16 protein-coding genes are annotated in these 17,318 nt (G+C 59.6%); 6 read left to right on the top strand and 10 right to left on the bottom strand.

What is annotated here, in order from left to right; genetic code table 11:
• Nucleotides 1-8: 8 nt before the first annotated feature.
• On the top strand, nt 9-1,019 hold the full coding sequence (locus DKW72_RS06130; RefSeq protein WP_111641461.1) for a polysaccharide deacetylase family protein: 1,011 nt from the start codon (nt 9-11) through the stop codon (nt 1,017-1,019).
• Nucleotides 1,020-1,039: 20 nt separating this feature from the next.
• Nucleotides 1,040-2,452, top strand: a complete 1,413-nt coding sequence (locus DKW72_RS06125; protein ID WP_198411241.1) for a FemAB family XrtA/PEP-CTERM system-associated protein — start codon at nt 1,040-1,042, stop codon at nt 2,450-2,452.
• On the opposite strand, the gene DKW72_RS06120 is transcribed toward DKW72_RS06125, so the two are convergent.
• Genes DKW72_RS06120 through prsK form a run of 3 tightly spaced genes read right to left on the bottom strand, consistent with a single transcriptional unit; the run spans nt 2,367 to nt 6,891 of the window.
• Nucleotides 2,367-3,437 carry a GNAT family N-acetyltransferase gene (locus tag DKW72_RS06120; protein ID WP_111641460.1) on the bottom strand — a complete coding sequence of 357 codons (1,071 nt, stop codon included), beginning with the start codon at nt 3,435-3,437 and terminating at the stop codon, nt 2,367-2,369. The genes DKW72_RS06125 and DKW72_RS06120 overlap by 86 nt on opposite strands.
• Before the next feature lie 2 nt (nt 3,438-3,439).
• Nucleotides 3,440-4,828, bottom strand: coding sequence for a PEP-CTERM-box response regulator transcription factor (gene prsR / locus DKW72_RS06115; protein ID WP_111641459.1), 1,389 nt, complete (start codon nt 4,826-4,828; stop codon nt 3,440-3,442).
• A 14-nt stretch (nt 4,829-4,842) separates the two neighbouring features.
• Nucleotides 4,843-6,891 (bottom strand): XrtA/PEP-CTERM system histidine kinase PrsK, encoded by a 2,049-nt coding sequence (gene prsK, locus DKW72_RS06110; RefSeq protein WP_111641458.1) that lies wholly within the window; start codon nt 6,889-6,891, stop codon nt 4,843-4,845.
• A 197-nt stretch (nt 6,892-7,088) separates the two neighbouring features.
• Between prsK and DKW72_RS06105 the strand changes: the two genes are divergently transcribed.
• Complete coding sequence (locus tag DKW72_RS06105; protein ID WP_111641699.1) at nt 7,089-7,505, top strand: c-type cytochrome; 417 nt, start codon at nt 7,089-7,091, stop codon at nt 7,503-7,505.
• Nucleotides 7,506-7,916: 411 nt separating this feature from the next.
• Here DKW72_RS06105 and rep read toward each other — a convergent pair whose 3' ends face one another.
• The 3 genes from rep to DKW72_RS06090 all read right to left on the bottom strand — a co-directional run bounded on the left by rep (nt 7,917) and on the right by DKW72_RS06090 (nt 11,827).
• Entirely contained in the window at nt 7,917-9,935 is a 2,019-nt protein-coding gene (gene rep, locus DKW72_RS06100) for a DNA helicase Rep (protein ID WP_111641698.1), read from the bottom strand.
• Nucleotides 9,936-10,012: 77 nt separating this feature from the next.
• Nucleotides 10,013-11,512 carry a YifB family Mg chelatase-like AAA ATPase gene (locus DKW72_RS06095; RefSeq protein ID WP_111641457.1) on the bottom strand — a complete coding sequence of 500 codons (1,500 nt, stop codon included), beginning with the start codon at nt 11,510-11,512 and terminating at the stop codon, nt 10,013-10,015.
• A 60-nt stretch (nt 11,513-11,572) separates the two neighbouring features.
• A complete protein-coding gene (locus DKW72_RS06090; protein ID WP_111641456.1) occupies nt 11,573-11,827 on the bottom strand; it encodes an accessory factor UbiK family protein in 255 nt (84 codons plus the stop codon).
• 351 nt (nt 11,828-12,178) lie between these two features.
• Here DKW72_RS06090 and DKW72_RS06085 point away from each other — a divergent pair, with 351 nt between their 5' ends.
• Both DKW72_RS06085 and DKW72_RS06080 read left to right on the top strand, forming a co-directional pair.
• Nucleotides 12,179-13,438, top strand: coding sequence for an ammonium transporter (locus DKW72_RS06085; RefSeq protein ID WP_111641455.1), 1,260 nt, complete (start codon nt 12,179-12,181; stop codon nt 13,436-13,438).
• A gap of 113 nt (nt 13,439-13,551) precedes the next feature.
• Nucleotides 13,552-13,890, top strand: a complete 339-nt coding sequence (locus tag DKW72_RS06080; RefSeq protein ID WP_111641454.1) for a P-II family nitrogen regulator — start codon at nt 13,552-13,554, stop codon at nt 13,888-13,890.
• Between the two features lie 63 nt (nt 13,891-13,953).
• Here DKW72_RS06080 and DKW72_RS06075 read toward each other — a convergent pair whose 3' ends face one another.
• The gene (locus DKW72_RS06075; RefSeq protein ID WP_111641453.1) at nt 13,954-14,295 is read right to left on the bottom strand and encodes a hypothetical protein; all 342 of its coding nucleotides are present in this window, start codon (nt 14,293-14,295) and stop codon (nt 13,954-13,956) included.
• Nucleotides 14,296-14,510: 215 nt separating this feature from the next.
• On the opposite strand from DKW72_RS06075, the gene DKW72_RS06070 reads away from it, so the two are divergent.
• Nucleotides 14,511-14,810 carry a hypothetical protein gene (locus DKW72_RS06070; protein ID WP_111641452.1) on the top strand — a complete coding sequence of 100 codons (300 nt, stop codon included), beginning with the start codon at nt 14,511-14,513 and terminating at the stop codon, nt 14,808-14,810.
• Between the two features lie 17 nt (nt 14,811-14,827).
• Here DKW72_RS06070 and xerC read toward each other — a convergent pair whose 3' ends face one another.
• Genes xerC through dapF form a run of 3 tightly spaced genes read right to left on the bottom strand, consistent with a single transcriptional unit; the run spans nt 14,828 to nt 17,312 of the window.
• A complete protein-coding gene (gene xerC / locus DKW72_RS06065) occupies nt 14,828-15,763 on the bottom strand; it encodes a tyrosine recombinase XerC (RefSeq protein WP_111641451.1) in 936 nt (311 codons plus the stop codon).
• Between the two features lie 24 nt (nt 15,764-15,787).
• Nucleotides 15,788-16,480 (bottom strand): DUF484 family protein, encoded by a 693-nt coding sequence (locus DKW72_RS06060; RefSeq protein WP_111641450.1) that lies wholly within the window; start codon nt 16,478-16,480, stop codon nt 15,788-15,790.
• A 1-nt stretch (nt 16,481) separates the two neighbouring features.
• Nucleotides 16,482-17,312 (bottom strand): diaminopimelate epimerase, encoded by an 831-nt coding sequence (gene dapF, locus DKW72_RS06055; RefSeq protein WP_111641449.1) that lies wholly within the window; start codon nt 17,310-17,312, stop codon nt 16,482-16,484.
• Between the last annotated feature and the right edge of the window lie 6 nt (nt 17,313-17,318).

The raw sequence follows: 17,318 nt of genomic DNA, 5'->3' as shown, positions 1-17,318 counted from the left end.
GGCCGCTTATGATAAACCGGGGCCTGCAGTCGATCATGTTCAGTCATACTCTGAGGCGCTGTTTCTCCGGGTTTGCTGGCCCCTACGTGACCATTTTTACCCTGCACCGCCCCAAGCCGGAGAATGGCGCGTTCAACGGTATTTCCGAGACGTTTTTACGGGAGTGCCTGGATTACGCCCGCAAACGTCGCTTCACCTTTGTGGGCTTGGATGAGGTGATTGCGGCCGCCCGTGTCGGCTTGAAACCGGAGCGGCCACAGATTTGTATCACCCTCGACGATGGCTACGAGGATCAGCTGACACGGCTGGTGCCGGTGCTGCTGGAGGCCGAGGCAAAGCCCACCCTGTTTGCCATTACCGATTTTGCCGATGACCTGGATTGGCCCTGGGATGCCAAAGTGGCCTATGCGGTGAGAAGTACGCGCCGAGACAAGATTCAGCTTGCACTCGATAACCAGAACACGGCGATATCGCTGGTGAATGCGGACGCGCGGGTTGAGGCCCGTCGCCGCCTGGTCAGTTACGCCAAGCGTATGAGTCGAACCCAGGTGCAGACGTTTTTAGCCGCGCTGGAAGTAGCCTGCGATCTGACCATTCCCGCTAAGGCGCCTGACGGTTATCGCCCTGCGAGCTGGGACCTGTTGCGGGCCAGTGAGCGTCAGGGCCTGGTTATCGGTTCTCATAGCCGGAGCCACAACTTGCTCAATGCGATGGACAATGAGCAGGTGGCGGCAGAGCTCAACCATTCACAAAACCGCTTGTCGACCGAGCTGGTATCGCCGTCGGGCGTGTTCTGTTACCCCTCGGGTACGCGTTTCGATTTTGCGCCTGAGCACGAACAGCTGGTAAAGCAGGCCGGTTATAAAGCTGCCGTCAGCACCATTTCAAAAGTCGCCTTTTATCGGGAGATCGCGCGCAACCCTTTCCGCGTGGCGCGGATTGGCTTCCCGAACCACCTCGACCAGTTCGCACGCTATACCTCCTGGCTTGAAGCATTGCGCAGTAAGTTTCCCGTTTGATAGAGTCCCTGAGTTTCAGTATGGATACAAAAACGTTTTTGCAGAACCCCGAAAAAGCCCTCGCTGACGCCGGATTCTCCGGCAGTGATAAAAACGGGGCCTTGTTGCTCGGGAAAGCCGGTCACCTTCGCGAGCTCAAACGGACACTAAAGACACTGAAGCAGAAAAAAGCGGTGGTGGCCCGGGAGTTTAAGGCCGTAGAGTCTGGTTCGGCCGAGCACGCCGATCTGGTGGCGCGAATGACCCACGTGGCAGAAACGTGTAAGGCTGTCGAAGCCAAGTTGAAGGCCGAAGAGAGCGCCCTGAGTGAAGCGTTGACAATGCTGGCGCCTTCATCCGATCCGGATCAACTTGAACCACCGTTTTATCGGTTGCCGCTTGAGCGCCTCTACGAGGGTGAGTTCGTCATCCGCGAGCTGGCGGACGAACACGATTGGCAGGCGTGGCAGGAGTTTGTGCGCAGCACGCCCCAGGCACCGCTGTATTGTCAGCCCCTGTGGCGGGACGTGATGGCCAACGCCTTCGGTCGAACCACTCGGGTCTGGGCGGCCTTTGATCCCGATGGAAAAGTCCTCGGGGGTGTGCCCCTCACCTTTTTCTCTCATTTCCTGTTTGGCCGCTTTGCGGTGTCGGTGCCTTACTTCAACTACGGCGGCCTGCTGGCCGAGTATGGCACGATTGCCTCCGCGCTGATCGCCCATCTTCAGCAAGTGGTGGTCGATGAGCGCCTTGAGCACATTGAAATTCGTACCATGCAGGCGGGCCTGCCCTTGCCGGGCGTGACCAAGAAAGTGTCCATGGTGCTTGCGCTGCCCGACAGTGCAGAGGCGCTGGACACACAGCTGGGGGCCAAGGTAAGAGCTCAATGCAAAAAGGCAGACGCCGCACGCCCCGGTATTTGCTTTGGCGGCCTGGAATTGCTGGACGACTTTTATCGGGTGTTTGCTCACAATATGCGCGACCTGGGGACGCCGGTTTACACCAAGCGCTGGTTTTCTGAAATCCTCCAGCGTGATGAGCTGAACGCGCGTCTGGTTGTGGTGTACGTGGATGCCAGGCCGGTCTCCGCCGGTTTTCTTATGGGCCATAACGGCATGCTGGAGATTCCGTGGGCGTCGACCTTACGCCGCGCAAATACACTGGACACCAACATGTGGATGTACCGGCGCATTCTGGATTACGCGGTGGAGCAGGGTTACGATTTCTTTGATTTTGGACGCTCGACCCGGGATGCAGGCACTTACCGATTCAAGAAGCAGTGGGGCGCCGAGCCGCATGAGCATCACTGGTACTACATCTTGCCTGAGGGCGGCGAGCTGCCGGGATTAAATCCGGACAACCCCAAATTCAAATTGATGATCGCGGTGTGGCAGCGCCTGCCGGTGTGGGTGTCACGTTGGCTGGGCCCGCCGATAGTGAAGCATATCCCCTGAGCCGGTAAGCCAGTTTGAGCGGCAGCGAGCGTACCAGGGCGAGAGTCGCAAGCTCGGTATCGGTGTTTGCCAGAGATGCCTTATAGTTGGCATTTTTACCGGTGCCGGCAAGAAAGTCGTAGTGATCCCAGCCTTGCTGAAATCCCCGTTCGATGCGGTAGCCGAAGTGCAGCGTGCCCAGGGACACGCCTTTAAAGGCATCTTCCCGGTACCCGGATTGAAGGTTGTAGCAGCGCCCCTGGCTGATAATATCCAGCACCACCGACACTGGCTCCCCATCTGCCGACATCACTGACAGTTCGACCTTGGCGCCGTGCTCCGGCAGCTTTTTCAGCAGCTGGGAGACCTGCTCCAGGTTACGGCCGTCAAAGCAGGGTTTGCCCCAGCGTGCCTGATGAAAGCCGTTGAGAAGATCCAGAAATCCACTTTGGTCCGGCCACATGTCTTCCTGCGTGATGGTTGCCTCTTGGGCAAGGCGCTTGCGACGGTTGTACAGACGCAAGCGTGAGTGTTTGCCAAGGGATTGCAGGTAGTTGTCGAAAGTGCCGCTGCGCAGGTCCACCGCATAGCTGAGTTCCCGTTGCAGTTCAATGGCCAGCAGGCCGTGCGCCTTCGCCTGGGCGATCGCTGAATGATACTCCGCACTGTCGATGATGACGTCGGGTAGCAGCAACTGATCCCAGCGGTAGGTGAGGGCCTTGTCGAGATAATGCGACGCTTCCGGGGCCAGGCAGAGGTATTCCGAGCGGATGCTTCGCACGCCCGGCCCGCCCGCGCCGATGGGTACCAGGCTGGCGATGGGGACCAGTCCCTTTTTCAGTGCGCGCGTGTGGTAGAAGGGAAGGGAAGCGTCATCAAACCGGGTTATGCCTGAGAAATCACCCCAGGCCGCTTGCCAGGCATCCAGCCAGGCCGGGGAGTAGAACAGCCCGGCCCGATGGTGAAGCGGGAAGAAGCGGTCGCTGGTGCCCAGTGGCGCCGTCATTGCTACTTGGCTTGCGGTGCTTGGTTGCCCAGCGGAATATCGTGCTTTTTGATCAGGTCATAGAAGGTGGGCCGGGTGACGCCCAACAACTTGGACGCCGCCGAGATGTTGTTATCGGTCATCGCTACTGCCCGTAAAATCGCGTGCTTCTCGGCCTCTTGCCGGACCTGACGTAAATTCAGTGACAGGGCCAGGTCGTCGCTGTCGTTGATCAGACCCATGTCGTCGCGGGTGACCTGTTTGCCATCGGCCATGATCACGGCCCGTTTCACCCGGTTTTCCATTTCCCGAATATTGCCGGGCCAGGGGTAAGCCTCCAGCGCTGCCACGCAGTCCGGAGTGAAGCCGTTGACCTGGGGGTTGTGCTCGCGGGAGAATTTTTTCAGAAAGTGCCGTGCCAGTAGGGCTTTATCGCCTGTACGTTGATGCAGCGGCGGAATTTCCACCACCATTTCCCCGATTCGGTAATACAGGTCTTCCCGAAAAGTCCCTTCGTTGACCATCTGCTTCAGGTCTTTGTTGGTGGCGCAGATCACGCGCACATCCACGGGGATTTCAGTGCGGCCGCCGACGCGCTCAATCACCCGCTCTTGCAGGAAGCGCAGTAACTTGGACTGCAGATTCAGGGGCATGTCGCCGATTTCATCCAGAAACAGGGTGCCTTCGTGGGCGGTTTCGACTTTGCCCAGGGTGGTTTTGTTGGCGCCGGTAAAGGCACCGCGCTCGTAGCCGAAGAGTTCACTTTCGATCAGGTTTTCCGGCACGGCGGCACAGTTGATGGGGATAAAACGCTGTTCGTTGCGCGGGCTGAGCTGATGGATGGCGCGGGCCAGGACTTCCTTGCCGGTACCGCTTTCACCCAGCAGGGTGCAGGTGACGTTGGCGGGCCCGATTTTTTCCAGCATCCGGCAAATCTTGAGCATCTGCGGGTCGTTGGTGACCAGCCCTTCCAGCGGCTCCTGATGGAGTTGTTGCAGCCGGCGGTTTTCTTCTTCCAGGTTGAAGATATTGAAGGCGCGGTTGACGATCAGGTCGAGTGTTTGCGGGTCGACGGGCTTCTGGTAATAGTCGTAGGCGCCCATGTCGACGGCGCGGATGGCGTGTTCCTGGCCGGTTTTACCGGTCATGACAATCACCTTGCTGGTGGGCACCATGCGCAGGATGTCTTCCAGGCATTTGAAACCTTCATCGACACCGTCCGGGTCCGGCGGCAACCCCAGGTCCTGGATGATCACCGGTGCCTCATGCAAGCGCAGGGCGGCGATGGCGTCCTTGTGGTTTTCTGCAAATACGGTTTCGTAGCTATCGAAGTGCCAGCGTAGTTGTCCCTGCAGGCCCTTGTCGTCTTCGATGATCAACAGCGTCGGGTTGTCGTTCGCTTTATGGCTCATAGTGGTCGGGCGCTCTAGTCCTGTATTACGGGCAGTGTCACTGTGACGGTGGTGCCTTGTCCTGGTTTACTGGCGATGTCCAGCGAGCCGCGCAGGTCGCTGATGTATTCCCGGGACAGGTACACCCCGATGCCCATACCCTTGCCGGACTTGGTGGTCTCGAAGGGTTTGAACAGGCGGTTGTGAATAAAGTCCCAATCCATGCCGCTGCCGTTGTCCTCAATCTTAACAACGGCGAGGTGTTCTTTGTAGTCCAGTGTAACATGAACGCGACCGTCGTCGGGTGTGGCCTCCAGGGCGTTCTTGATAAAATGGCTGAAGGTTTTGACCAGGCGCATCTGGTCGGCGTCCAGGCTCGTCGGCTGCGGGTTGAGTTCGGCGCTGAGTCTGCCGCTGGTGTCATTACACTCATCGATCGCTTCCGCCAGTGCGCCGTGCAGACTGATGCGGGAGATGACTTCGCTCGCGCTCGGACGCAGCTTGAGCAGGAGTTTGTTCATGCGCTCCACAGAGTTGCTGATGGTGTGGATGGCATCGTCGACAAATTCCGGGTTGTGTTTGTGGCGCTCGGCGTTACGCACCACCAGTGCCTGTTGGGCGATCAGGTTGTTCAGGTCGTGGATAATAAAGGCGACCAGTTTGTTGTAGGTTTCAAACTGACGGCCCTCGGCCAGTTGCTCGGCTTGCTGGTGACGTTTGAGATAGCTCGCCAGCTGTCGGCCCATGGTTTTAAGCAGGTCCAGGTCTTCCCAGGTGAGCTCGGCGTTGGCCAGCGGTTTGGTCAGCGCCATAAAACCCACCAGTTCCTCGCCCACAATCAAAGGGAAGATCAGCCAGAGTTTGGGAATACGGTGGGCCCAGTCGGGCAGGCGTTCGTTGTATTGCCCGAGGGCTTGGCCCTCGGCGCCGTCGGGGAAGAACACCCATTCGGATTCGATCAGCGTGCGACAAAAGGGGCTGTCCACGGATTCGGCTTCCAGGTCCATATGGTAGGGCAGCCCCGCCTGATACACCGGTTCAAAGCGATTCTGCTTGCGCAGCCACAGGGCGCCGCCGGGCGTGCGGGTGATGGCGGCCACGGCGTAAAACGCGCGCATATTCACTTCGCTGCTGTCCGCCGGTTGCGCGAGGAAGTTGATCAGTCGCAGCCATTCGCTGCGGTAGTCGTATTTATGACGAAACAGGTGCTTGTTGATCAGTACCGACAGGTTCGAGCGAATGCGCGAGGACACAAACACGGCGCCGATCGAGAGCACGGCACCCACCATGAAAAAGCCGTAGACGATGGTGCCCCACTCGCCGCCGTAAAGGCGCACGTAATAGCCACCCAGTGCCAGCATAGTGATAAGAAAACCGACAGCTACTAACGAGGTACTGTAAAAGGCGACCGGTCGCGACAGGTTGAAATGCGCGGGTCGGTCGTCGCGCTGTTGCATCAACAGCAGTGCCCCCAGGGCCATAAACAGGAAAGCGGCGGACGACACCGCCGCGCGCCCTTGCCACATGAGCGAGTCGATCTCCTGAAAGATAAGCACGTGGGTGAACAGGTAGATGTCGTACAGGAACAGGGCGACCAGACATAGGCAGAGCAGCTTGATCTGGCGGTTGTTGGCCGCGGCCTGACGGAAAAGCTGTTCGGTACTGGCGAGACTGATGACCGCCAGCACCAGTGCGAACCAGGGCGCGAGCGCGAGCATGACCTGCAGGTTGATGAGGGCACCCAGCAGGGCGACCAGGGTGACCGGCCAGGCGAGGCCGAACAGAATCAATAGGCTGCGCGGCAGCCGGCCATCCGGGGTGAATTGGCGCAACAACTGATGGATGGCGTAGATCCACACCGCGAAATGCAGGGTTTCGAAGAACAGCAACCACACTGGAAAGCGAAACCAGCCTGCCAGTGCAAGGGTGATACTGGCCAGGTGAATGGTGTGCACTGCGGCGGCATAGACGAAAACCCCGGTGCGCTGCGCCTTGAGCTTTTGATAGCCAAATACCGCCGTGAGCAGGGCCGAGACGACCAGGGCGCTCAAGTAGGCTGTCAGCGTGACATTATCGTATTCCATTGTGAGTCCTTGCGGTGCCGTTCCAGGACTCAGGATAGCAGTATCTGACGCCAGATACAGCCTCCCGTTATCGCCCTTGGTGGCCCCCGGGGGACCATAGCCCTAAGGGGGCTTTGTGGGTATAATGCCGCGATCGAATTTTATGGCGGGCTGCCCGAGTGGCCCGGTGACACAATGAGGAAAGCACTGTGATTCAAATGAAGCAAATGATTCGCCTGATGTTGGTGGTGGCTCTGGGCATGTCGACCCTGGCCTTTGCACAATCTGACCGCCTGAGCGAAGCCATGCAGCAGCGTCTGGCCCCGGTAGGCACCTTGTGCATGGAAGGCGAAGACTGTGCCGCCGCACCGACCGCTGCTGCGTCCGACGAGCCGCGCAGCGGCGGTGAAATTTATGACGCGCATTGCGCGACCTGCCACGCCGCCGGTGTGGCTGGCGCCCCGATAATGGGCGATGCGGATAGTTGGGCGGATGTGTTTGCCCGGGATATCGATGAAGTGTATGCCAATGCCATCAACGGTATCGGCGGCATGCCGGCCATGGGCCTGTGTATGAATTGTTCGGAAGAAGAGATCCGCGTAACCGTGGATTACATGATCGAGCAGAGCCAGTAGGTCGGATTAGCCCCAAAGGGGCGTAATCCGACAACCCGGCACCATCCCCGAAAATATTGCCGGAATACGGCGCGGTTTTGGGATATTTTGTCGGTTTTCGGAACGTTTTTTTGGGTTACGACACGTTTTGTCGGATTACGCCTTCGGCTAATCCGACCTACTGGAAACTGCGCACCCATGTTCGCGTAGGTCGGATTAGCCCCAAAGGGGCGTAATCCGACAATCCGGCACCACCCCCCGAAAATCCCCCCAAATCCAACGCACCAACGCCCGCGTAGGTCGGATTAGCCGAAGGCGTAATCCGACAATGGGCCCCCAAATGCCCCCAGATTCAAGGCCCCAATGTCCGAGTAGGTCGGATTAGCCCGCAGGGCGTAATCCGACACCTGAGGCACCCAAACCCCGCCAATATCAATCAAACATATTCAACAAACTGTTGAGGGTCTCCTCCCCCTTCGCCTTGTTCTTCTCGGGGTTATGCTCCCCATACCCCTCGTACTCCACATCCTCTTGCGGCAACTCCTCCAAAAACCGGCTCGGGGTGGTCTCGCTGATATCTCCAAACTGCTTGCGCTTGCCGGCCAGGGTCATGGTGAGGGTGCGCTGGGCGCGGGTGATACCCACGTAGGTCAGGCGCCGTTCCTCTTCGATGTTGCCGTCTTCAATGCTGTTGCGGTGCGGCAGTAGATCCTCCTCCATGCCCACCATATACACATGGGGAAACTCCAGGCCCTTGGAGGCGTGCAGGGTCATCAGTTGCACCTGATCGCTCAGATCCTCTTCCTCCTGGCGCTCGAGCAGGTCGCGCAGCACCAGTTTGGCGATGGCGTCTTCAATGCGTACATCCCCTTCCTGGTTGTCGTCCTCATTGCGCTCAAGGGTCTTCTGAAGCGCCTCCACCAGGTAATTGACGTTCTCCCAGCGCCGTTCGGCGGCCTTGGGGGTGCTGGCGTTCTGGTGCAGCCAGCCCTCGTAATCCATGTCTTCCAGCATTTCGCGGATCGCATGCACGGGCGCGTCGCCCCGGCAGTTGTCGCTGACTTTGCCCAGCCAGTGGACAAAGCGTTGCAGACGTTCGTGGGCCTTGTCCGCCACCCGGCCCTGAAAGCCCACCTCATCCACAGCCGCGTATAAGCTGATATGCCGTTCGGTGGCGTAGTGGCCCAGCGCTTCCAGGGTGCTGGTGCCGATCTGACGCCGGGGGGTATTGATCACCCGTAAAAAGGCATTATCGTCGTCCGGATTGACCACCAGGCGCAGGTAGGCCATGGCATCTTTAATCTCGGTCTTGCTGAAGAAGGAGGAGCCGCCACTGATCTTGTAGGGAATCTGGTGGTGCTGAAGCTTGATCTCCAGCAGCCGGGCCTGATGGTTGCCCCGATAGAGCACGGCGTAGTCCCGGAACTTGCGCTGCAGACGCAGTCGGTCGGTGAGGATCTCGGTGGCGACCCGCTCGGCTTCGGCGTCTTCATTGACGCAGCGCACCACCCGGATGGGATCGCCCAGGCCCATCTCACTCCACAGGGCCTTCTCAAAGTCGTGCGGATTGTGGGCGATCAGGTGGTTGGCCACCCGTAGAATCCGGCTGGTGGAGCGGTAGTTCTGCTCCAGCTTGATGACCCGCAGTTGCGGGAAATCCTGCTTGAGCAGGGACATGTTCTCCGGCCGGGCGCCGCGCCAGGCGTAGATGGACTGGTCGTCGTCCCCTACCACGGTGAGCGCCCCCCGGTTGCCGATCAACAGTTGCACCAGCAAATACTGGCTGGAGTTGGTGTCCTGGTATTCGTCCACCAGCAGGTAGCGGATTTTGCGTTGCCAGCGTTGCAGGACCTCCGGCTGGCTCTGAAACAGCTCCACCGGTACCAGAATCAGATCGTCGAAGTCGACCGCGTTGTAGGCCCGCAGGGCCTGGTTGTAGCGCTGGTAGATCATGCCGATGGTCTGCTCGCCGGGGCTCTGGGCCATGGCAATCGCCTGCTCGGGCGTGGTCAGATCGTTCTTCCAGTTGGAAACCTGGTGCTGTACCCGGTTGAGCAGGTCGCTGTCCATCTCCCCGTCTTTGAGCATCAGCTCCTTGAGCAGCGAGCGGGCGTCCTCTGCATCAAAAATCGAAAACCCGGGCTTGTAGCCCAGGGCTTTGTACTCCCGACGGATAATGTTCAGGCCCAGGTTGTGGAAGGTGGAGACGGTCAGGCCCTTGGCGGCGGGGCCGCGCACCAGGCTTGCGACCCGCTCCTTCATCTCCCGGGCGGCCTTGTTGGTAAAGGTCAGGGCCGCGATATGCCGGGCGGGCAGTTCGCACTGCTGAATCAGGTAGGCGATTTTGCGGGTGATCACGCTGGTCTTGCCGCTGCCGGCGCCCGCCAGTACCAGACAGGGGCCGTCGATATAGTGGACAGCTTCTTTTTGGCGGGGGTTGAGTTGGTTCACACTACCTCGGTTGGCCGGGCGGCCGATTTGCACAGTGACTGGACAGCCGCGCATTGTAGCAGAGCCGGGGACCCGCTTCAGTGTTTCTGGCGGTCCAGATTGCGATAACTCAGCGCCTCGGTGATATGCCCGTTTGTAAGTGCTTCCTCACCCTGCATGTCCGCCAGCGTGCGCGCCACTTTGAGTACCCGGTGGTAGGCGCGGGTCGAGAGCCCGAGCTTGTCGATGGCGCCGTCAAGCAGTTGGTGTTGCGCAGGCGTGAGCGGGCAGACGGTGTCCAGCTCTGGCGGTGTCAGCTGGTGGTTGCACTTGCCCTGGCGCGCAATCTGGCGCGCGCGGGCGGCCTCGACCCGATCCCGGATCTGGGTGCTGCTGTCGCCGCTGGCCGGGCTCTGGAGCTCCTCGCGCTTGAGCAGGCGCACGGGCACGTGCATGTCAATGCGATCCAGCAGTGGCCCGGAGATTTTATCCTTGTAACGGCGGATCTGATCCGGGGTACAGCGGCAGCGGTTGTCATCGTTGCCGTGGTAGCCGCAAGGGCAGGGATTCATGGCCGCGATCAACTGGAAGCGCGCCGGGTAGGTGGTTTGGGCCTTGGCCCGGGATATCCGCACTTCGCCGCTTTCCAGCGGTTCGCGCAGCACCTCCAACACGTGCCGGGAAAATTCCGGCAACTCATCCAGGAACAGGACGCCGCTGTGGGCCAGGGAGATTTCTCCGGGCTTGGGGTGGGCGCCGCCGCCTACCAGCGAGATCGCTGAGCTGGTGTGGTGGGGCGCGCGAAAGGGCCGTTCGTGGCTGATGGCCCTCTGGCTGCCCGAGGCGACCGAATACACCGCTGCCACTTCCAGCATCTCGCGCTCCTGCAGGGTTGGGAGAATACCGGGCAAGCGGCTGGCGAGCATGGTTTTACCGGTGCCCGGCGGGCCGAAGAACAGGAGGTTGTGGCCGCCGCTGGCCGCCACTTCCAGGGCGCGCTTGGCCTGGGTTTGGCCTTTGACGTCGCGGATATCCTGAATCACCCGCTCGCTGATAGGGGGCTCGGGCTCGGCTTTGGGGAGCGCCTCGCGCCCGTGTAAGTGAGCGCACACTGTTAATAGGTTGTCCGCGCCATGGACCTGCGTAATGGTGCTCAAGGCCGCTTCGGCGGCATTGTGGGCGCTCACTATCAGTGCACGTTTGGCATCGCCGGCGGCCAGCGCCGCCGGCAGGGACCCGCCCACCTGACGCAGATCCCCGGACAGGGCCAGCTCACCCAGAAACTCGTGCCGGGTGAGTGCCTCCATGGGTAATTGTTCCGACGCGGCCAGAATGCCAATGGCGATGGGCAGATCAAAACGGCCGCCCTCTTTGGGCAAATCCGCGGGGGCCAGGTTGACGGTGATGCGCCGGGCGGGGAATTCCAGGTGGCTGTTGAGGATGGCGCTGCGTACCCGATCCTTGCTCTCTTTCACGGCTGTTTCCGGCAGTCCGACAATAGAGAGGCCGGGGAGGCCGTTGGAGAGGTGCACCTCGACGGTGACCAGGGGGGCTTCGACGCCGAGTTTGGCACGTGAGTAAACAATAGCGAGTGACATAGTCCATCCTTGGTCAGTAAAAGGCCCAGTCTAGGGCAAAGCGCTCGCCTGCGCTGTGACCTATTTGTCGTTTTCGGGCGCGGGTCGGTCCAGCTGGGCTTGCAGTTGCGCCAGCTCCACCTCAAGCGCCTCGAGCCGTTGGCGGGTGCGCTGGAGCACGGCGGACTGGGCATCAAACTCTTCCCGGGTCACCAGATCGAGACGATTCAGGCTCGACTGCAGGGCGGCCTGGAGTTCTTTCTTGGGCAGCAGTTGTGCGGCTTGGGGGAGTTGGGCTTTCAGGTCCTGAAAAAAGCGTTGGGCAAAGTCATTCATGGCGTCGGTCCGCTCAAAGAGTGCGCGTGGATGTGCTCGCTATTGTAGCAAAGCCGAGCCCAGGACAGTGAGACAGAGGCAAGAAGCGCGATTTGCGTGCCATTCGGCACCAAAATGGTGCGGATGCCTTTTGGGTGTGTTCGATTTTGGGGCGCGAGCCCGCTATTGGTGCCCCGAATTTCCTGGGGTTCACCCCGCTTTTAAAGCTAACCCATTGAAATTAAACATTATTAGTGACTTGGCCTACTCTGTGCAATCCCCCACGATGAACACGTTCGGCCAGGCCTTGCTCCCGAAAAGACCTGTGCCAAAGCCGAGCATCAACACGTAAACATCGACGGGGAATCAATAATGGAAGAAAATCTTTTTCACCTACAGTACGCCATGGATACGTTTTACTTCCTGGTGTGCGGTGCGCTGGTTATGTGGATGGCTGCCGGCTTTTCTATGCTGGAGTCAGGCCTGGTAAGGGCTAAAAACACAACCGAAATTCTCACCAAAAACGTATCGCTCTACGCGATCTCGTGCATCATGTATCTGGTTTGCGGTTACGCGATCATGTACGGCGGTGCCCCCTTCCTGTCCGGCATCGGCGAAGTTGACGTTGCGGCGACACTGGGCGAGTACGCTGACCGTGGCGATTTCGAGGGCGACTCTATCTACGCGCCGGCCTCTGACTTCTTCTTCCAGGTGGTGTTCGTGGCTACCGCCATGTCCATCGTGTCTGGTGCGGTCGCTGAGCGTATGAAGCTGTGGGCCTTCCTGGCGTTTGCTGTGGTTATGACCGGTGTCATCTACCCGACGCAAGGTAGCTGGACCTGGGGCGACGCTTCGGTCTTTGGTCTGTACACTCTGGGAGACTTGGGTTTCAGTGACTTTGCCGGCTCCGGTATTGTGCACATGGCCGGTGCTGCTGCGGCTCTGGCGGGTGTTCTGCTGCTGGGTGCACGTAAAGGCAAATACGGCCCGAACGGCGAAATCAATGCCATTCCCGGTGCTAACCTGCCCCTGGCGACCCTGGGTATGTTCATCCTGTGGATGGGCTGGTTCGGTTTCAACGGTGGTTCGGTTCTTAAACTGGGCGATATCTCCGTTGCCAACGAAGTGGCTATGGTGTTCCTGAACACCAACGCATCTGCTGCTGGCGGCCTGGTCGCTGCGTTGATTGTCAGCCGCCTGTTGTTCGGTAAAGCTGACTTGACCATGGCCCTGAACGGCGCCCTCGCCGGTCTGGTTGCCATTACTGCTGGCCCGGACACCCCGAGCGCCTTGGGTGCCACCATCATCGGTGCTATCGGTGGCGTGATCGTTGTGTTCTCTATCGTCGGTCTGGACAAGCTGAAAATCGATGATCCCGTCGGTGCCATCTCTGTTCACGGTGTTGTCGGTCTGTTTGGTCTGCTGGCTGTGCCGGTCACTGGCGATGCGTCCTTCGGTGGGCAAATCATCGGTGCGTTGACTATCTTTGTCTGGGTCTTCGTGACTAGCCTGATTGTCTGGGCTATCCTCAAAGCCACTATCGGTATCCGTGTGAGCGAAGAGGAAGAGTACGAAGGTGTTGACCTGAGCGAGTGCGGTATGGAAGCCTACCCAGAGTTCGTCAACAAGTAACAGATGAATTTCACCGGGGCTGTGTGTAAGCTAGACACAAAGGCGCGCTAACCGCCCGCCCCGGTGAGCTCAAGAGCTGACAAGTCACTAGACGCAACTTAAAGGAACATGCAATGAAACTGATTACTGCTGTTGTAAAACCCTTCAAACTCGACGATGTGCGTACCGCACTGTCTGAAGTGGGCGTACAGGGCATGACCGTGACCGAGGTCAAAGGCTTCGGTCGTCAGAAAGGTCACACTGAGCTTTACCGTGGTGCGGAATACGTGGTCGACTTTCTGCCCAAGGTAAAAATCGAGCTGGCGGTTGACGACTCCATGGTTGAACAGTCTGTAGAAGCCATTACCAAGGCGGCACAGACCGGTAAAATCGGCGACGGTAAGATCTTTATTACCCCGCTGGAGGAGATCATCCGCATCCGTACCGGCGAGACCGGCCCGGACGCTATCTAAGTCCTCTGCTTGGGCCCCGATGGGCCCGATCGAAAAAGGCGCGCTGGCAACAGCGCGCCTTTTTTATTGCGCCTGTTCGTACGCCGCCAGCCGCGCCTGCACCGCCGGTCGCAGGTCGGCGATATAGCGCCGCTGTTGAACGATCATAAACACCGGTAGCACCACGACCATCATGACCACCGCCGTGGCCACACCGGGCAGTCCCAGGGCTGGACCGACCCACATCACCAGGCCAAAGGAAATGGCGCAGATGATGGCGAGCGTCACCATGTTCTTGCGCCAGATGCGCAGCTTCTGGCTCTGGCCAAAGGCGTCTTCTTTGGCTTTCTCAAGCACGCTCAGTTGGGCCTCGGGGGGCAGATGGTGCAACTCGGGGTAGTGGCGCAGCAGGAGGTTGCTATTCATAAAAAATCCAGTATTGCAGGGTCGAAAACCGCCATTATACATGGCTCGGTAGCGCTCGCCGGACGGCCGCTCTGGCCATCATAACCAAAAGCTTGAACAGGTACGCAGGTAAGGAAAAAAAAGCCTAAAAATCGCTGAATTTTTTCATGACGCTGACATCTGACTGCGATATAAAGAAGGCGAAAACCCCACTCCGCTACTGACAGGTGGTGACTATGGCTCGGCGTGAAATTATAGAAGAACCCGAAGAACTGCTGGACGAGAGTGTTGAGGAAAACACTCTGGAAGAGGAGACCCTCGACGACGACACCGAGGTGGACGATGAGCCCACCAGTCGCCGCTCAGAGCCATTGGAAGACTTCAGTATTGCGGCCCGTCAGCGCATGCGTGATGAGCTCAACGCTCAGATCGAAGCGTTCCTGGCGCGCGGTGGCAAGATCAATGAGCTGCCCACCGCATTCAGCAGTGTACCCCCGAAGAAGCCCGCCTCGGATTTTGGCGGTCGGGCTTTCTAGACCGGGTTGACCGGCTCTCAGTCCTCGCCCGAGTCTGGCTTGCGCTGGGCTCGGGGATGCGCCTTGTCGTAGACCTTGGCCAGGTGCTGAAAGTCCAGGTGGGTGTATATCTGAGTGGTGCCGATATTGGCGTGCCCGAGCAGGTCTTGTACCAGGCGCAGATCGCCGCTGGATTCGAGCATGTGGCTGGCGAAAGAGTGGCGCAGCATGTGCGGGTGTACGGGCGTATCCATGCCCTGACGCAGGCTCAGGCGCTGGAGCCGCGCCTGTACTGCGCGGTGGCTCAGGCGGGTGCCTTTCTGGCTGATAAAGAGTGCATGCTCGCCGGTTTTTACGCAGGTCTCCCGGTGCCCCAACCAGGCCTTGAGTGCTTTCACCGCCAGTCGCCCGATGGGCAGCATACGGGTTTTACTTCCCTTACCGGTGACACTGACCATGGCTTCGCGCAGGTCGATGTCGGCCACGTTCAAGCTCACCGCTTCCGCCAGGCGCAGGCCTGAGGAATACATCAACTCCAGCAGCGCCCGATCCCGGTAATCCAGAAAGCCGTCGCCCCCCAGTTCCATAAACTGCCCAGCCTGGTCCACGTCCAGGAGTTTGGGGAGTTTTTTGGTGGCCTTGGGCGCGCGAATGCCATCGGCGGGGTTGTGTTTGAGCCAGCCTTTGCGAATACCGTAGCGAAAAAAGCTGCGCAGGGCCGAGAGCCAGCGCTGCAGGCTTTTACTGGCCAGGCCGCGGCGGAACTCGGCGGCCAACAGTTGGCGAATATCCTGGGGGTGGAGCGCGTCCAGATGCTCGAAGCCGAGGCGCGCGCAGCCGCTCTGAAAGCTCGCCAGGTCACGGCCATAGCTGTTGCAGGTGTGCGGTGAGAGCTGCTTTTGGGTGCGCAGGTAATGCAGAAAGGCGTCCACTTCGGTGTGAAACGGCAGTGTGTCGTTGGTCTCGTGGGGCATACGCAGCCTCCCGGCGTCGGGCCATCAGCCCCGGGGCAGGTGCCGGGGCAGCAGGCGGTTGAGCACTTCGGCAATGTAGCCGAGAAACAGGGTGCCCATGCTGGAACGGTAGTAATCCGGATCCCGGTTGCCGATGGCGAGCAGGCCGAAGGCGGTGCCGTGCATCAGCGGAATAGTGGCGACGGAGCCGACTTCGGCGCTGTCCTTGCCGAACAGAAACTGCTTTTCTTTATCGCCCAGACGGCCACAGGTGGCGCGGCTGCTTTTGAGCAGATCCGGGATGTTGTCCCGAGCTTCATTGACGGTGACGACTCGCGCCTGGCTGCTGGGGATTTTGTTGGCGTAGCCAAACAGCACCAGGCTGGTGTAGTGGATGTCGAATTCCTTGTCGAAGGCGAAGTAAAGCGCATCGACCACGTCGCCCATGTCCTGGCCTTCGATCAGCGTCAGCACCAGACGCTTGGTTTTGTCGAACAGTCGATCGTTCTCCCGGGCGTTGTCGAGCAGTTTGCCCAGGCGGTGGCGCATATCCATGTTGCGCTCGCGCAGTACCGCAACTTGCCGTTCAATCAGCGACACCGCCTTGCCGCTATCGTGGGGCAGGTTCAGGTCGCCGAGCAGGTTGCCGTGCTCAACAAAAAAATCCGGATGCGCCTGCAGGTAGTCGGCCACTTGCTGGGCGCTGAGAGAAGCTGTCTGGCGAGTTTTATCAGTCATTTTATAGTTTGATTTGTCCGTGATACACAGTGGTGGCAGGTCCGGTCATGATAACCGTTTGACCTTCCCCTTCCCAGTGAATGCGCAGTGCGCCGCCGGGCAGGTGAACCGTCACCGCCGGGTCGAGTAGACCGCGCAAGCGTCCCGCCACCACCGCCGCACAGGCGCCGGTGCCGCAGGCGAGGGTCTCGCCCGCGCCGCGCTCGTATACCCGCACGCACACTTCCGAGCGCGAGAGTACTTGCATAAAACCGGCGTTGACGCGCTTGGCGAAGCGCGGGTGGTTTTCCACCAGCGGCCCCAGCTGTTCAACCGGCGCCTGCTCGATATCGTCGACCAGCGTCACCGCATGAGGGTTGCCCATGGAGACGGCAGAAATGTCCAGCGTCTGGTCATCGACCGTCAGCGGATAGGTCACCGCTTGCGCGTCGGCTGTAAACGGCAGGTCGGCGGGCGCGAGACGCGGCACGCCCATGTCGACCTGAACATCGTCATTGTCGTCGACGTCCAGGGTGAGTAGGCCCCCGGCGGTTTCCACGCGGATGGTGCGCTTGCCGGTCAGTTGCCGGTCGATGACAAAGCGGGCAAAGCAGCGCGCGCCGTTGCCGCAGTTCTCGACTTCGGAGCCATCGGCGTTAAAAATCCGGTAGCCAAAATCCACGTCCGGGCGGGTGGGGATTTCCACCAGCAATAACTGGTCGAAGCCGACCCCGAAATGACGGTCGCCCAATCGCCGAATCTCTTCCGGGCTTAGGCGCACGCGCTGGCTGATCCCGTCGATCACCATAAAGTCGTTGCCCAGGCCGTGCATTTTGGTAAAGCGCAGTCGCATTGGTAT

It is taken from the genome of Marinimicrobium alkaliphilum (assembly GCF_003259155.1).
Classification (GTDB): domain Bacteria; phylum Pseudomonadota; class Gammaproteobacteria; order Pseudomonadales; family Cellvibrionaceae; genus Marinimicrobium_A; species Marinimicrobium_A alkaliphilum.
The sequence above is the reverse complement of the archived record's forward strand: the minus strand, read 5'-3'. Positions and strand labels throughout refer to the sequence as shown.

Coding starts and splice junctions, on each gene's coding strand:
- DKW72_RS06130 (WP_111641461.1), top strand. CDS start 9: ATGATAAACCGGGGCCTGCAGTCGATCATGTTCAGTCATACTCTGAGG.
- DKW72_RS06125 (WP_198411241.1), top strand. CDS start 1,040: ATGGATACAAAAACGTTTTTGCAGAACCCCGAAAAAGCCCTCGCTGAC.
- DKW72_RS06120 (WP_111641460.1), bottom strand. CDS start 3,437: ATGACGGCGCCACTGGGCACCAGCGACCGCTTCTTCCCGCTTCACCAT.
- prsR (WP_111641459.1), bottom strand. CDS start 4,828: ATGAGCCATAAAGCGAACGACAACCCGACGCTGTTGATCATCGAAGAC.
- prsK (WP_111641458.1), bottom strand. CDS start 6,891: ATGGAATACGATAATGTCACGCTGACAGCCTACTTGAGCGCCCTGGTC.
- DKW72_RS06105 (WP_111641699.1), top strand. CDS start 7,089: ATGAAGCAAATGATTCGCCTGATGTTGGTGGTGGCTCTGGGCATGTCG.
- DKW72_RS06095 (WP_111641457.1), bottom strand. CDS start 11,512: ATGTCACTCGCTATTGTTTACTCACGTGCCAAACTCGGCGTCGAAGCC.
- DKW72_RS06090 (WP_111641456.1), bottom strand. CDS start 11,827: ATGAATGACTTTGCCCAACGCTTTTTTCAGGACCTGAAAGCCCAACTC.
- DKW72_RS06085 (WP_111641455.1), top strand. CDS start 12,179: ATGGAAGAAAATCTTTTTCACCTACAGTACGCCATGGATACGTTTTAC.
- DKW72_RS06080 (WP_111641454.1), top strand. CDS start 13,552: ATGAAACTGATTACTGCTGTTGTAAAACCCTTCAAACTCGACGATGTG.
- DKW72_RS06075 (WP_111641453.1), bottom strand. CDS start 14,295: ATGAATAGCAACCTCCTGCTGCGCCACTACCCCGAGTTGCACCATCTG.
- DKW72_RS06070 (WP_111641452.1), top strand. CDS start 14,511: ATGGCTCGGCGTGAAATTATAGAAGAACCCGAAGAACTGCTGGACGAG.
- xerC (WP_111641451.1), bottom strand. CDS start 15,763: ATGCCCCACGAGACCAACGACACACTGCCGTTTCACACCGAAGTGGAC.
- DKW72_RS06060 (WP_111641450.1), bottom strand. CDS start 16,480: ATGACTGATAAAACTCGCCAGACAGCTTCTCTCAGCGCCCAGCAAGTG.
- dapF (WP_111641449.1), bottom strand. CDS start 17,312: ATGCGACTGCGCTTTACCAAAATGCACGGCCTGGGCAACGACTTTATG.